Raw genomic sequence first — 13,680 nt, forward strand, 5'->3', positions numbered from 1 at the left:
CCCGACGCGGGATTAACCGACGGCGCGTTGCCTGTGTTCGGGGAAAGCGTGGGGGGCCAGCAGCCTGCTTTGCAGAGTGGCGACAAAGGCACGGGCTTCAGCTTCGCTACGGAAGGTCACCACGTGCTGGTCCAGGCGGACCTGCCATTGATTGCCGTGGGGCCTGGTCAGTTCTTTAAGCAGTATATTCATTGCGCACTTCCTCCTGTTGGTAACGGCTCATTCTCTGTTGCTTGAAAATGACTGCGATAAAACCAAAACAGCAGTGAGGGTACGAGTGTAGCGCTGATTTCCTGCTTTTAGATGACCAGGCTCAATCATCTGACTGGTGGTTGCTCAGAACCCTTCCAGCACGATCTTGCCCTTGGCCTTGCCGCTTTCCAGAACCCCATGGGCACGGCGCAGGTTGGCGGCATTGATCTGGCCGAAGTGCTCGCCCACCGTGGTTTTCAACACACCGGCATCGATCAGTTCGGCGACGCGGTTGAGCAGGTTGTGCTGTTCGATCATGTCGTCTGTCTCGAACATCGAACGGGTGTACATGAACTCCCAGTGCAACGACAGGCTCTTGCGCTTGAGCTTGCTGATATCGAGGCTTTTCGGGTCGTCGATCAGCGCCAGCTTGCCCTGGGGCTTGAGGGCTTCGACCAGCTGGTCGAGGTGGCTGTCGGTCTGGGTCAGGCTGGCGACGTGGGTCACGTGCACCTGGCCATGGGCCTTGAGTTCTTCGCTCAGCGGCAGGCTGTGATCGATCACCAGGTCGGCGCCCAACGCCGTGACCCAATCCTTGGTTTCGGCCCGTGAAGCGGTGCCGATGACTTTCAGGCCGGTCAACTGGCTGGCGAGCTGGGTCAGGATCGAACCGACACCCCCGGCCGCGCCGACGATCAGCAGGCTCTGGCCCTGATCGGCTTTGTTCTCGGCGATCTGCAGGCGCTCGAACAGCAGCTCCCAGGCGGTGATGGCGGTCAGCGGCAAGGCGGCGGCTTCGGCAAAACCCAGGCTTTTCGGCTTGTGCCCGACAATGCGCTCGTCCACTACGTGCAGCTCGCTGTTGCCGCCGGGACGGGTCAGGGAGCCGGCATAGAAGACCGGGTCGCCGACCTTGAACAGGCTGACGTCGTTGCCCACCGCCTTGACCACACCGGCCACATCCCAACCGAGCACCTTGGCTTCGCCGTTTTCAGGCGGCATGAATTGACGGACCTTGGTGTCCACCGGATTGACGGAGATCGCCTTGACCTCCACCAGCAGGTCACGGGGACCGGCGACCGGGGCGGGCAGTTCGATGTCTTGCAAGGACAACGGGTCGTTGACGGGCAGGGACGCGTAGAAGGCAATGGCTTTCATGGGAAAACTCCAGAGGGCAGTGATTTCGATGGGGTCATGATTGGCTATTTCACTTGAAGATAAAACCGGCTAAAACAGCAGTCTCTTTCAATATTTTTTTGATAATGCCGAGGCCACCATGTTGCGTTTCGATGACTTGCAGTTGTTTGTCCGTGCTGCCGACCTGGGCAGCCTGTCGGCGGCGGCGCGGGTCATGGATATGTCGGCGGCGGTGGCCAGTGCGGCCTTGAAGCGGATCGAGCAGCAACTGGGCGCGCGCCTGCTGGCACGCTCAACCCGCAGCCTGAGGCTGACTGCCGAAGGCGAGGGCTTCCTTGAATATGCCCGGGGGGCGTTGAGCCAACTCGATGAGGGCCGCCGTCTGCTGGCTCGCGGCCAGGACCAGGTCAGCGGCGTCTTGCAGTTGTCGGCGCCCTCGGACTTCGGGCGCAACCTGCTGCTGCCCTGGCTGGACGAGTTCCAGCGCGAGCACCCGCAACTGACCGTGCGCCTGCTGCTGGGCGACCGTATCGCCGATCTGTTCCGCCAGCCGGTGGACATTGCCTTGCGTTATGGCGAGCCGGAGGACTCCAGCCTGGTGGCGCTGCCCGTGGCCCCGGACAACCGCCGGGTGCTGTGCGCGGCACCCAGCTATCTGGCGCGGCACGGCGAACCTCGCACCTTGGCGCAACTGGCGCAGCACAACTGCCTGCTCTACATGTTGAGCAGTCGGGTGCATGACCATTGGAGTTTTCACGACGGCAAGCGCGACGTCGGCCTGACCGTCAGTGGCGATCGCTTCAGCGACGATGCCGATGTGGTGCGGCGCTGGGCCGTGGCCGGGGTCGGTATCGCCTACAAATCCTGGCTGGATGTGTCGGCCGATGTCCTCGCGGGACGCTTGCAGGTGCTGTTGCCGGAGTTGCGCTGTGAGCGTGCTCCGCTGAATTTGTTGTGCGCCCATCGCGCTCAATTGAGTAAGCCGGTGAATCTGCTGCGCGAGATGTTGAGCCGGCGGTGCGCGCAGCTGGGGCGACTGGCGCCGGTTTCCCGGTCATGAGACACGCGGATCCCGAAGAGGTTCTGTTACAACCCGTTCAGGAATAAAGGTCGGCTCCGCGCACATTGTGGTTTAGGCTGAAGACATTGGATCCAATATCCTTTCGGCGAATGAAGAATTTTGTTTCATTCGCCACCGTTGATTGCCGAACGACGAAAAAATCGCCCCTTTTTTGGCATTTTCGCGTCTTGGCTTGGGCGGGATTACTCCTCAGTATGCCCCGTGTGCGTTCGATCAATGTTTCAACAGGGAGTGAAGACATGGAATATGCACCTTGCGTCAGTCAGATTGCCACGTTGCTTGCAGACCCCAAGCGCAGTGCAATGATGTGGGCGTTGTTGGATGGCAGCGCCCGGGCTGCCGATGAGTTGGCCCTGTGCACGGGCCTGTCGCTGTCCTCGGCCAGCGCTCATCTGGCGCGCCTGAGTTCAGGCGGCCTGGTCCGTATCGAGGAGCGCGGGCGCAAGCGCTTCTTCCGCCTCGCCGCCCCGGAAGTCGGCACGGCGGTGCAGGCCCTGGCCAGTGCTTCATTGGCCAGTGCACCGCTGGCGATGGCCCATGCGGTCAAGGCCATGGCCCCCGATGCCGACGCCTTGCGGCATGCCCGGGTGTGCCACGATCACCTGGGCGGTGAACTGGCCTGCGAGCTTTACCAGCGCCTGCTGGGGGCGGGCTGGGTCGAACAGCAGGAACTGCGGCTGCGGGTCACCAGCAAGGGCGCGGCGCGCCTGGCCGAGCGCGGCCTGTACATCCAGGCGTTGGCCCATGGGCAGCGTGAGATCGCCTGTGTCTGCCACGACCTGCAACGTCGCCCGCATCTGGGTGGCGCGCTGGGCGCCGGGCTGCTGCAACTGTTCCTGCAATCCGGTTGGCTGGCCTTGCGGGAAGACTCCCGGGCCTTGCAGGTGTCCGCGCTCGGGCAGCGGCAGATCGACAAGCTGGCCGGTGAAATCGAGCTCGAATTGGCCGGCTGAGCCCCGGTAGCCTGCCGCACGGATGCGGCGGGCGTCGCTCAAGACTGCAAACAGGTCGTATCCAGAAACAAGCCCTCCTGACGATACCGCACACTCGATCGAAGATTCGAATCGAGGGATATCCCATGGAAGCTCAAGGCTACAGCGCGGCGGAACGACTGGAACGCTTGCCCATCAGCGGTTATCACCGGCTGATTTTCATCATCATCGCCCTGGCGTTTTTCTTCGACTCCATGGACCTGGCGATGATGACTTTCCTGCTCGGCTCGATCAAAGCCGAATTCGCCCTCAGTAGCGCCCAGGCCGGTCTGCTGGCCAGTTCGAGTTTCTTCGGCATGGTGGTCGGGGCTTCGTTGTCGGGGATGCTCGCCGATCGTTTCGGGCGCAAACCGGTCTTCCAGTGGAGCATCGTGCTCTGGGGCGTGGCCAGTTACCTGTGCTCCACCGCGCAGACCGTCGAGACCTTGACGCTGTTTCGCATCCTGCTGGGGTTCGGCATGGGCATGGAGTTTCCGATTGCCCAGTCGATGCTTTCGGAACTGATTCCGGCCAAGCGCCGCGGGCGTTATATCGCGCTGATGGACGGCTTCTGGCCCCTCGGTTTTGTCGCGGCGGGGGTGTTGTCGTATTTCCTCCTGCCGCTGGTGGGCTGGCGGGACATCTTCCTGGTGTTGGCGATACCGGCGGTGTTTGTCCTGGCGATCCGCTTTTTTATCCCCGAGTCGCCACGTTGGCTGGAACAGGCCGGGCATCATGGGGCGGCGGACAAGGTGCTGGGGGATATCGAGGCGCGGGTGCAGGCCTCGCTCAAGCGCACCTCGCTGCCGATTCCGGTGCGGCTGCCCCGTGGTGTGGACCGCGCGCCGAGCTTCTTTTCGGCCTTTCAACAATTGTGGTCGCCGCTGTACCGCCAGCGCACGATGATGATCTGGAGCGTCTGGTTCTTTGCCTTGCTCGGTTTCTACGGCCTGACCTCCTGGCTCAGCGCCTTGCTGCAGCAGTCGGGGTTCGCGGTAACGCAGTCGGTGTATTACACGGTGCTGATTTCCCTGGGCGGGATTCCGGGGTTCCTGATGGCGGCCTGGCTGGTGGAGCGCTGGGGGCGCAAGCCGGTGTGTATCGTGACCTTGCTCGGTGGCGGGGTCATGGCGTTTTTCTACGGGCAGAGCGCGGTGTTCGGCGGCAATGTCGGCTTGCTGGTGGGCTCGGGGTTGTTGATGCAGTTCTTCCTGTTCGGCATGTGGGCGGTGTTGTACACCTACACGCCGGAGTTGTACCCGACGTCGGCGCGGGCCACGGGTTCCGGTTTTGCTTCGGCGGTGGGACGGATTGGCTCGTTGCTCGGGCCGCTGGTGACCGGGTTGGTGTTCCCGGTGACGGGGCAGGGTGGGGTGTTTGCCCTGGGGGCGCTGTGCTTCGCGATTGCGGCGGCGCTGGTCTGGCGCTTCGGCATGGAAACCAAGGGCAAGGCGCTGGAGGAGTTGAGCGAGGCGGCGCAGGTATAGACACCGTCTCGCGTTGACTCGCAATTGCGCTCAACACAACCCCTGTAGGAGCCGGCTTGCTGGCGATGGCGGCCGACTAATCGATGCAAGTCTTGCGGGCCTCATCGCCAGCAAGCCGGCTCCTACAGTCCGGTGCTGTTGTTCAGGCCGGGTTTATCAAGGCTTGACCAACCGCGCATCCAGGCTGTTCTGCGCCAGGCGTTGGGCCTGTTCCTTGGTCATGCCCAGGTCGGTGTACAGGGCATGGAAGTTCTCGGTCACATAACCGCCGAAGTAGGCAGGGTCATCGGAGTTCACCGTGACCTTCACGCCGCGTTCAAGCATGTCGAGGATGTTGTGCTGCGACATGTGGTCGAACACGCAGAGCTTGGTGTTCGACAACGGGCAGACAGTCAGCGGGATCTGCTCATCGATGATCCGCTGCATCAGCCGCTCGTCCTCGATGGCCCGTACGCCATGGTCGATACGCTGGATCTTCAGCAGATCGAGGGCTTCCCAGATGTACTCCGGCGGACCTTCCTCGCCGGCATGGGCGACGGTCAGGAAACCTTCGCCACGGGCGCGATCGAAGACCCGCTGGAACTTGCTCGGCGGGTGGCCCATTTCCGAACTGTCGAGGCCGACCGCGACAAACGCATCGCGAAACGGTAGCGCCTGGTCCAGGGTCTTCTGCGCTTCGTCTTCACTGAGATGACGCAGGAAGCTGAGGATCAGGCCGCTGCTGATGCCCAGTTGCTGTTCGCCGTCCTTGAGGGCCGCGGCAATGCCATTGAGCACCACTTCGAAGGGGATGCCCCGGTCGGTGTGGGTCTGCGGATCGAAGAAGGGTTCGGTGTGGATCACGTTCTGCGCCTTGCAGCGCAACAGGTAGGCCCAGGTCAGGTCGTAGAAGTCCTGGGAGGTGCGCAGCACGTCGGCGCCCTGGTAGTAGAGGTCGAGGAACTCCTGCAGGTTGTTGAAGGCATAGGCCTTGCGCAAGGTGTCCACATCGTTCCACGGCAGGGCGATCTTGTTGCGTTCGGCCAGGGCAAACAGCAGCTCCGGCTCCAGCGAGCCTTCCAGGTGCAGGTGCAGTTCCGCCTTGGGCAGGGCATTGAGCCAGTCGTACATGGTCTTTTTTCTCATCAGGTGCAGTGGGTGGACATTCTACAGATGTCTGTCGAAACACTGGCTAAATCCGCTGCAGGAGCAGCCCGTCGGAGCTCCAGCAGGGGTTGTTGCTTACCAGGGAATGGTCTCGCCCTTGTAGTTGATGAAGTGATGCCCGCCCCGGCCGGAATAGGCATTGACCTGATCGATCAGGCCGCGAACGCTGGTGGCCACGTCGATATCCGCGTCTTCGCCGCCCATGTCGGTTTTCACCCAGCCCGGGTGCATCGACAGGACGGTGAAGGTCGGCGCTTCGATTTCGCTGAGGAAGGTGCTGGCCATGGAATTCAGCGCGGCCTTGCTCGCCTTGTAGAAGGCCAGGTTCGGCGCATCAGGGGTGGTCACGCTGCCCAGGCCCGAACTCATGAAGGCGATTACGCCATTGCCCGGGCGGATCTGCCCGACGAAGCGCTGGGCCAGGGCCACGGGGGCGACGGCATTGGTCATGAACAACTGGCCGATCTCGCTCAGCGAGGCATTGCCCGGTCGTTGATCTTCAGGCCCCTTGACGCCGGCATTGACGAACAGCAGGTCGAAGACCTGGCCTTCCAGACGTTGCGCCAGCGCGGCCACCGCCGCGTGATCGTCCATGTCCAGGGCTTCGATACGGAGCGGTCCGACGGCCTTCAGGGCATCGGCCTTGTGGACATCGCGCACGGTGGCGGTCACGTCCCAGCCGTCGGCCAGCAGTTGTCTGGCCAGCCCGAGTCCAAGGCCTCGGGAAGCACCGATGATCAATGCATTCTTACTGCTCATGAGCAAACTCCTTGTCAGATGAAAGTCCGGTTCTCAGAGGACAACTTTGCTGCAGGCGATGCTGCAGTTCCAAACGCAACTCACCCAGGTCGGCGATGCGTGCTTCGATCAGCGTGAGCTTGTCTTGCAGCAGTTGCGTGACGGCACTGTCGGCATCCGGCGCATGCCACACGCCGGCGACGCTGCTGCCGATTTCCCCCAGGCTGAAACCCAGGCGCTGGGCGGTCTTGATGTACTGCACCAGTTGCACCATCTCGGGAGGATAGTCGCGATAACCGTTGGCGCTACGTTGGGCCACGATCAAGCCGCGCTGCTCGTAGAAACGCAGGGTGTCGCAACTGACGGTACAGGCCCGGGCCAGTTCACCGATACGCATGCTGTCTGTTCTCTGGAAAGGCTTGACCTTGGAGCATACTCCAGGCTTTAGCCTCTGTGTTCCTTGAATCGCTATGGAGATGCCTTATGTGGAGCACTGCGCAGTACCGTCGACTGGTCCGGGCCAGCGGTTGGTATGACTTGATCGTGACGGCGGCCTTTGTCACCCCCTGGAGTTTTCTTGCCTTGCATGCTGCCCTGCTGGCGCTGGCCGCCGCGCTGAACCTGCCGGGAAGCTTTCCGCCGTTTGCGCCTGTGCACCAGCTGATGGCGAACTTGTTGGGCTCGATCGTCTGCGTCTGGGCGGTATTGCGTATTCGCGATCCGCAACAGACATTCGGCCGCTATGACGCGGCGGGCCGGATGCTGTTCGCGACCTGGCAGGCCTACGCCCTGAGCCAGGGGGCGAGCATGATCATTGCCGTGTTCCTGTTCTTTGAGCTGGCCTGGGGGATCGCGCAGTTGTTGCCGGTGCGCGGAGCGTCCGATGAAGCCATATTGGTCAGTGCGGGCTGATCAAAAAACGATCAATTTCGCGCAGGCGTGGCTGGATCGGCTACCCGGCCACCCTTGCACGGCTTATCCACAGGTTGCTCCACAGTATCTGTGCGCAAGCTTGCAGCATGGGTATAAAGGCCATTGGGCTATTTTCAAAACGCGATAAACCCGGGTAACTCGCTGTTTACTGGACGATTTTGCGCCGTTGGCGGGTGATTGGACAAAAACTGATCAGCGGCCGCAAAGCCACGTTGCAGAAGGGTTACAGCGGGATGTGCTCAGGTTATCCACAGTCGGGTGCACAGTGACTGTGGGCAACCGGCGGGGCTGTGAACAGAGGCCGGTTACGCCTCTCGCTGCAGGAGAATGCGGCCGCGGCTGAGATCGGCCAACTGCCGTTGCAGGGTATCGATCTGCGCTGCGCCCACCGCCAACTGGAGTTCCACGCCGTTGGCGGTGAACTGCTCTTCGAGGATCAGGCCACCCAGCTCGGCCACCCGTAGCTTGACCAGCGCCAGTTCGCTGAAGCCGCAGGCGCAGCTCAGCGCGACCCGGCTGATCAGCGGCAGTCGTTCGGCATTTTGCAGGCACTTGTTGGCGCCGCCGCCATAGGCACGGGCCAGGCCGCCGGTGCCCAGTTGGATGCCGCCGTACCAGCGAATGACCAGTACCGCGACCTGGTCGCAGTCCTGGGCCTCGATGGCCGCCAGGATCGGCCGGCCCGCGGTACCGCCGGGTTCGCCGTCGTCACTGCTGCGGTACTGGTCGGCGAGCTTCCAGGCCCAGCAGTTGTGGGTGGCATCCAGGTCGCTGTGTTGCTCGATAAAGGCCTGGGCTTCGGCGACGCTGGTGATCGGGGCGGCGAGGGTGATAAAGCGGCTTTTGCGAATTTCCTCGCGGTATTCGCAAAGGCCGGCAAGGGTAAAAGGCATACGGGATTCGGCTTCAGTTCAAGAGGATCAGAGCGGCGGCGTCAGGCCGCAGCCCTTGAGGATAATGCGGATCAGATTGTTGCCGGCGTCTTCCATATCCTGCTTGGTCAGCCGCGGGCGGCCGGTGACGCGACAGATCTGGGTGGCGAAGTCGGCGTAATGCTGGGTGCTGCCCCAGAGCAGGAAGATCAGGTGCACCGGATCGACCGGGTCCATCTTGCCCGCATCGATCCAGGCCTGGAACACATTCGCCCGGCCCTGGAACCAGGCGCGGTAGTCCTGGTTGAAGTGCTCGGTCAGGCATTCGCCGCCGCTGATGATTTCCATGGCGAAGATCCGCGAGGCCTGTGGCTGGCGCCGGGAAAACTCCATCTTGGCGCGGATGTAGCGGGCCAGCGCCTGCGCCGGATCGTCATCGACACTGAGGTGGTTGAAGGTGTCGTCCCACTGTTCGAGGATATTGCTCAATACCGCGATATACAGGCCCAGCTTGTGGGTGAAGTAATAGTGCAGGTTGGCCTTGGGCAGTCCGGCGTTCTGGGCGATGGTGTTCATGCTGGTGCCTTTGAAGCCATGGCGGGCGAACTCGTCTTCGGCGGCCTTGATTATCGCTTCCTGGTTTTTCTGGCGAATTCGGCTGGCGGGCTTTCCGGCGTGGGCAGGGGCTTCAACGGTCATAGGCAGTTCCGAACGGGTCTGTGGGTGCAACCCGTGCACAGATAGCGTACCCAGGGGGTTGAGACAAGTCCTGTCATCATATAAAGCCTGGATCCGGGCCGATTCTGTCGCTTTCGGGGCAACTATTCGCGGCAGTGGCTTGGGCACGATATTTTGCTGGCGCCGGCTTGTTGGCGAAGAGGCCCGCAAGCCAGTTCAAGATTGCGCAAGCCTGTGGATATCTTCAGCGGGTTGCCGCCAGGCTTTCCAGGAAACTTTCCAGCACCAGGTGTGGGCGCCGCCCTTTACGTGTCACCGAAGCCAGGCTCAGGTCATAGAAACGGCTGCCGGCCTTGAGCGCGCGCAACCGACCTTGCTGGACCCAGAGATTGGCATAGTGATCAGGCAGGTAGCCGATATAGCGCCCGGTCAGGATCAGGAACGCCATGCCTTCGCGGTCCGAAGCACTCGCGGTGCAATTGAGCGCCTGGTAATGCGCCTGGATTTCGGCCGGCAGACGGAAGGTCGGAGCGATGGCGTCCTGGGCATTGAGCCGTTCATCGTCCAGTTGCTTGTCGTCCACATAGAACAGCGGATGCCCCACCGCGCAGTAGAGCAGCGAACGTTCGCTGTACAGCGGTTGATACTCCAGGCCCGACAAGGCGCTGGCTTGGGGCACCACCCCGACATGCAGGCGGCCGTCGAGCACGCCTTGTTCCACTTCGTTGGGGGCGATCATGCGAATCTGGATCTGCACATCCGGCCCGCGTTCCTTCAATTGGGCCAGTGCATGGGTGATGCGCATATGGGGCAGGGTGACCAGGTTGTCGGTCAGGCCGATGGTCAGCTCTCCACGCAGGTGCTGGTGCAGGCCGTTGACTTCGGTGCGAAAACTTTCCAGTGCGCCCAATAGCTGCAACGCCGAGTGATAGACCTCGCGACCTTCCTCGGTCAGTGAGAAGCCGGCCCGTCCACGTTGGCACAGGCGTAGCCCGAGACGTTGCTCCAGATCGCTCATCTGCTGGCTGATGGCCGAGCGGCCGATACCGAGCACGCTTTCCGCGGCGGAAAAACCGCCGCACTCCACCACGCTGCGAAAGATACGCAGCAAGCGGATATCAAAGTCGCTGACTTGCGCCAGGGGATCGGGGCGGCGGCTGCTCATGGCTGGGTCATATTGTTTAGTAGCCTGCTGACTGAACATTAGAAAAGTTGCATTTCACCGACTTTATCGCCATGGCAATTTAGCTGCAAGAACGCTTTCAACTCCTGCGCCGCATATTGCCCTGTGAGGTTTCGCCCATGAACATGCCTGAACACGCCCCCGGCTCCCTGGCCAGCCAGCTCAAACTCGATGCCCACTGGATGCCCTACACGGCCAATCGCAACTTCCAGCGCGATCCGCGCCTGATCGTTGCCGCCGAAGGCAGCTGGCTGATCGATGACAAGGGCCGCCGGGTCTACGACTCGCTGTCCGGCCTGTGGACCTGCGGCGCCGGGCACACCCGCAAGGAAATCCAGGAAGCGGTGGCCAAGCAACTGGGGACCCTCGATTACTCGCCGGGCTTTCAATACGGTCACCCGCTGTCGTTCCAACTGGCGGAGAAAATCACCGCGCTGACGCCGGGCAACCTGAACCATGTGTTCTTCACCGACTCCGGTTCCGAGTGCGCCGATACCGCGGTGAAGATGGTGCGGGCCTACTGGCGTCTGAAAGGCCAGGCGACCAAGACCAAGATGATCGGTCGGGCCCGTGGTTACCACGGGGTGAACATCGCCGGTACCAGCCTGGGCGGTGTCAACGGCAACCGTAAACTGTTTGGCCAGGCGATGATGGATGTCGACCATCTGCCCCACACCCTGCTGGCGAGCAATGCCTTCTCCCGTGGCATGCCGGAGCAGGGCGGTATCGCCCTGGCCGATGAGCTGCTCAAGCTGATCGAACTGCATGATGCGTCCAATATCGCGGCGGTGTTCGTCGAGCCCATGGCCGGTTCCGCCGGTGTGCTGGTACCGCCACAGGGCTACCTCAAGCGCCTGCGGGAAATCTGCGACCAGCACAATATCCTGCTGGTGTTCGACGAAGTGATCACCGGCTTCGGGCGTACCGGCGCGATGTTCGGCGCCGACAGCTTCGGCGTGACCCCGGACCTGATGTGCATTGCCAAGCAAGTCACCAACGGCGCCATTCCTATGGGGGCGGTGATTGCCAGCAGCGAGATCTACCAGACCTTCATGAATCAGCCGACCCCCGAGTACGCCGTGGAATTCCCCCACGGCTACACCTACTCGGCACACCCGGTGGCGTGCGCCGCAGGCCTGGCGGCACTCGACCTGCTGCAAAAGGAAAACCTGGTACAGAGCGTGGCCGAAGTCGCGCCGCACTTTGAAAATGCCTTGCACGGTTTGAAAGGCAGCAAGAACGTGATCGACATTCGTAACTACGGTCTGGCCGGGGCGATCCAGATCGCTGGCCGTGACGGCGACGCCATCGTGCGTCCGTTCGAAGCTGGCATGGCCTTGTGGAAGGCCGGTTTCTACGTGCGCTTCGGTGGCGACACCCTGCAGTTCGGCCCAACGTTCAACAGCAAGCCGCAGGACCTGGATCGTCTGTTCGATGCGGTCGGCGAAGTGCTGAACAAGCTGGACTGATCCTTCTATATAGAAGACCAACACTATTTCCTGACAGGAGCGAGGCGACTCGCTTCTGTACGTCCATGTTCTGGAGCCCCGCAATGAGTGCAATTCAACATTTGATCGACGGCCAACTGGTCAGCGATTCCGGTCGCACGGCCGCCGTATACAACCCGTCCACCGGCCAGGTTATCCATCAGGTGCCGTTGGCGGATCGCGAGACCATTCAGCAGGCCATCGATTCGGCCAAGGCGGCTTTTCCGGCCTGGCGCAATACACCACCGGCCAAGCGTGCCCAGGTGATGTTCCGCTTCAAGCAACTGCTGGAGCAGAACGAGGCGCGTATCGCCCAACTGATCAGCGAAGAACACGGCAAGACCCTGGAAGACGCCGCCGGTGAATTGAAGCGTGGTATCGAGAACGTCGAGTACGCCTGCGCCGCGCCGGAAGTACTGAAGGGTGAATACAGCCGTAACGTCGGTCCGAACATCGACGCCTGGTCCGATTTCCAGCCGCTGGGCGTGGTGGCGGGGATCACGCCATTCAACTTCCCGGCGATGGTGCCCCTGTGGATGTATCCGCTGGCGATCGTTTGCGGTAACTGCTTTATCCTCAAGCCGTCCGAGCGTGATCCGAGCTCGACCTTGCTGATCGCCCAGCTGTTGCAGGAAGCCGGTTTGCCCAAGGGTGTGCTGAACGTGGTGCATGGTGACAAGACCGCGGTGGACGCGTTGATCGAGGCGCCTGAGGTCAAGGCCCTGAGCTTTGTCGGCTCGACTCCGATTGCCGAGTACATCTATGCCGAAGGCACCAAGCGCGGCAAACGTGTCCAGGCCCTGGGCGGGGCGAAGAATCATGCGGTATTGATGCCGGATGCCGATCTGGACAACGCGGTCAGTGCCTTGATGGGCGCGGCCTATGGTTCCTGCGGTGAGCGTTGCATGGCGATCTCCGTGGCTGTTTGCGTGGGCGACCAGGTGGCGGACGCGCTGGTGGCCAAGCTGGTGCCACAGATCAAGGCGCTGAAGATCGGTGCGGGTACTTCGTGTGGTCTGGATATGGGGCCATTGGTCACCGGTCAGCACCGCGACAAGGTCAGTGGCTATATTGCCGATGGCGTGGCGTCGGGCGCGCAGTTGGTGGTCGACGGTCGTGGCTTGAGCGTCAAGGATCATGAGGAGGGCTTCTTCCTCGGTGGTTGTCTGTTCGATCGCGTGACGCCTGAGATGCGCATCTATAAGGAAGAGATCTTCGGGCCGGTGCTGTGTATTGTCCGGGTGAACAGCCTGGAAGCGGCCATGCAGTTGATCAACGATCACGAATACGGTAATGGCACCTGCATCTTTACCCGTGATGGTGAAGCGGCGCGTTTGTTCTGTGACGAGATTGAAGTGGGCATGGTCGGGGTCAATGTGCCGTTGCCGGTGCCGGTGGCTTATCACAGCTTTGGTGGTTGGAAGCGTTCGTTGTTTGGCGACCTGCATGCCTATGGGCCGGATGGCGTGCGTTTCTACACCCGGCGCAAGGCGATCACCCAGCGCTGGCCGCAACGTGCCAGCCATGAGGCGTCGCAGTTCGCGTTCCCGAGTCTGTAAACAAGGTCCGTACAGGCGTCGTCTATATGGGCCTCTTCGCGGGCAAGCCCTGCTCCTACAGTTTTCTGCCGTTCCCCAATTTTGTATACGACGCAAACCTGTAGGAGCAGGGCTTGTCGGATCGCCGCACCGCCGCGAAGAGGCCAGTTCGAACACCGCAAAACCTGGGGTTTCTATACCGTTTTCCACGCTTATGACAGAAAAGTGAAAATAAGC

General features: G+C 61.7%; 14 protein-coding genes. 6 read left to right on the forward strand and 8 right to left on the reverse strand.

Annotation, left to right across the window (positions count from 1 at the left end):
- Positions 1-12: 12 nt before the first annotated feature.
- Positions 13-192 (reverse strand): hypothetical protein, encoded by a 180-nt coding sequence (locus HX830_RS16930; protein ID WP_177101364.1) that lies wholly within the window; start codon positions 190-192, stop codon positions 13-15.
- Positions 193-336: 144 nt separating this feature from the next.
- Positions 337-1,350: a zinc-binding alcohol dehydrogenase family protein gene (locus HX830_RS16935; RefSeq protein ID WP_177101366.1), complete on the reverse strand. Its 1,014-nt coding sequence runs from the start codon at positions 1,348-1,350 to the stop codon at positions 337-339.
- A gap of 118 nt (positions 1,351-1,468) precedes the next feature.
- On the opposite strand from HX830_RS16935, the gene HX830_RS16940 reads away from it, so the two are divergent.
- The 3 genes from HX830_RS16940 (at position 1,469) to HX830_RS16950 (ending at position 4,868) form a co-directional block, all read left to right on the forward strand.
- Complete coding sequence (locus HX830_RS16940) at positions 1,469-2,389, forward strand: LysR family transcriptional regulator (RefSeq protein WP_103496992.1); 921 nt, start codon at positions 1,469-1,471, stop codon at positions 2,387-2,389.
- Positions 2,390-2,649: 260 nt separating this feature from the next.
- Entirely contained in the window at positions 2,650-3,363 is a 714-nt protein-coding gene (locus tag HX830_RS16945; RefSeq protein WP_177101368.1) for an ArsR/SmtB family transcription factor, read from the forward strand.
- 125 nt (positions 3,364-3,488) lie between these two features.
- Positions 3,489-4,868, forward strand: coding sequence for an MFS transporter (locus tag HX830_RS16950; protein ID WP_177101370.1), 1,380 nt, complete (start codon positions 3,489-3,491; stop codon positions 4,866-4,868).
- Positions 4,869-5,024: 156 nt separating this feature from the next.
- Here HX830_RS16950 and HX830_RS16955 read toward each other — a convergent pair whose 3' ends face one another.
- From HX830_RS16955 to HX830_RS16965, 3 genes are all read right to left on the reverse strand, one after another.
- A complete protein-coding gene (locus HX830_RS16955) occupies positions 5,025-5,978 on the reverse strand; it encodes an adenosine deaminase (protein ID WP_103499827.1) in 954 nt (317 codons plus the stop codon).
- Positions 5,979-6,089: 111 nt separating this feature from the next.
- The gene (locus tag HX830_RS16960; protein WP_177101372.1) at positions 6,090-6,773 is read right to left on the reverse strand and encodes an SDR family oxidoreductase; all 684 of its coding nucleotides are present in this window, start codon (positions 6,771-6,773) and stop codon (positions 6,090-6,092) included.
- Positions 6,763-7,149: a MerR family transcriptional regulator gene (locus tag HX830_RS16965; RefSeq protein WP_152741623.1), complete on the reverse strand. Its 387-nt coding sequence runs from the start codon at positions 7,147-7,149 to the stop codon at positions 6,763-6,765. The genes HX830_RS16960 and HX830_RS16965 overlap by 11 nt, the downstream gene beginning before the upstream one ends.
- 86 nt (positions 7,150-7,235) lie before the next feature.
- Between HX830_RS16965 and HX830_RS16970 the strand changes: the two genes are divergently transcribed.
- Positions 7,236-7,664, forward strand: coding sequence for a hypothetical protein (locus HX830_RS16970; protein ID WP_177101374.1), 429 nt, complete (start codon positions 7,236-7,238; stop codon positions 7,662-7,664).
- A 326-nt stretch (positions 7,665-7,990) separates the two neighbouring features.
- Here the strand turns inward: HX830_RS16970 and HX830_RS16975 are convergent, their stop codons facing one another.
- The 3 genes from HX830_RS16975 to HX830_RS16985 all read right to left on the reverse strand — a co-directional run bounded on the left by HX830_RS16975 (position 7,991) and on the right by HX830_RS16985 (position 10,400).
- Complete coding sequence (locus HX830_RS16975; protein WP_103499823.1) at positions 7,991-8,578, reverse strand: IMPACT family protein; 588 nt, start codon at positions 8,576-8,578, stop codon at positions 7,991-7,993.
- A gap of 27 nt (positions 8,579-8,605) precedes the next feature.
- Positions 8,606-9,256: a TetR/AcrR family transcriptional regulator gene (locus tag HX830_RS16980; RefSeq protein WP_103499822.1), complete on the reverse strand. Its 651-nt coding sequence runs from the start codon at positions 9,254-9,256 to the stop codon at positions 8,606-8,608.
- Positions 9,257-9,479: 223 nt separating this feature from the next.
- Complete coding sequence (locus tag HX830_RS16985) at positions 9,480-10,400, reverse strand: LysR family transcriptional regulator (protein WP_100944338.1); 921 nt, start codon at positions 10,398-10,400, stop codon at positions 9,480-9,482.
- 137 nt (positions 10,401-10,537) lie between these two features.
- Here HX830_RS16985 and HX830_RS16990 point away from each other — a divergent pair, with 137 nt between their 5' ends.
- Together HX830_RS16990 and HX830_RS16995 are read left to right on the forward strand one after the other, a co-directional pair.
- On the forward strand, positions 10,538-11,887 hold the full coding sequence (locus HX830_RS16990) for an aspartate aminotransferase family protein (protein WP_100944339.1): 1,350 nt from the start codon (positions 10,538-10,540) through the stop codon (positions 11,885-11,887).
- 83 nt (positions 11,888-11,970) lie between these two features.
- Positions 11,971-13,464, forward strand: a complete 1,494-nt coding sequence (locus tag HX830_RS16995; protein ID WP_100944340.1) for a CoA-acylating methylmalonate-semialdehyde dehydrogenase — start codon at positions 11,971-11,973, stop codon at positions 13,462-13,464.
- The last annotated feature ends 216 nt before the right edge of the window (positions 13,465-13,680 follow it).

It is taken from the genome of Pseudomonas gingeri, assembly GCF_013385425.1.
Taxonomy (GTDB): domain Bacteria; phylum Pseudomonadota; class Gammaproteobacteria; order Pseudomonadales; family Pseudomonadaceae; genus Aquipseudomonas; species Aquipseudomonas gingeri_D.

Coding starts and splice junctions, on each gene's coding strand:
- HX830_RS16940 (WP_103496992.1), top strand. CDS start 1,469: ATGTTGCGTTTCGATGACTTGCAGTTGTTTGTCCGTGCTGCCGACCTG.
- HX830_RS16995 (WP_100944340.1), top strand. CDS start 11,971: ATGAGTGCAATTCAACATTTGATCGACGGCCAACTGGTCAGCGATTCC.
- HX830_RS16990 (WP_100944339.1), top strand. CDS start 10,538: ATGAACATGCCTGAACACGCCCCCGGCTCCCTGGCCAGCCAGCTCAAA.
- HX830_RS16970 (WP_177101374.1), top strand. CDS start 7,236: ATGTGGAGCACTGCGCAGTACCGTCGACTGGTCCGGGCCAGCGGTTGG.
- HX830_RS16985 (WP_100944338.1), bottom strand. CDS start 10,400: ATGAGCAGCCGCCGCCCCGATCCCCTGGCGCAAGTCAGCGACTTTGAT.
- HX830_RS16960 (WP_177101372.1), bottom strand. CDS start 6,773: ATGAGCAGTAAGAATGCATTGATCATCGGTGCTTCCCGAGGCCTTGGA.
- HX830_RS16950 (WP_177101370.1), top strand. CDS start 3,489: ATGGAAGCTCAAGGCTACAGCGCGGCGGAACGACTGGAACGCTTGCCC.
- HX830_RS16955 (WP_103499827.1), bottom strand. CDS start 5,978: ATGTACGACTGGCTCAATGCCCTGCCCAAGGCGGAACTGCACCTGCAC.
- HX830_RS16980 (WP_103499822.1), bottom strand. CDS start 9,256: ATGACCGTTGAAGCCCCTGCCCACGCCGGAAAGCCCGCCAGCCGAATT.
- HX830_RS16975 (WP_103499823.1), bottom strand. CDS start 8,578: ATGCCTTTTACCCTTGCCGGCCTTTGCGAATACCGCGAGGAAATTCGC.
- HX830_RS16965 (WP_152741623.1), bottom strand. CDS start 7,149: ATGCGTATCGGTGAACTGGCCCGGGCCTGTACCGTCAGTTGCGACACC.
- HX830_RS16945 (WP_177101368.1), top strand. CDS start 2,650: ATGGAATATGCACCTTGCGTCAGTCAGATTGCCACGTTGCTTGCAGAC.
- HX830_RS16935 (WP_177101366.1), bottom strand. CDS start 1,350: ATGAAAGCCATTGCCTTCTACGCGTCCCTGCCCGTCAACGACCCGTTG.
- HX830_RS16930 (WP_177101364.1), bottom strand. CDS start 192: ATGAATATACTGCTTAAAGAACTGACCAGGCCCCACGGCAATCAATGG.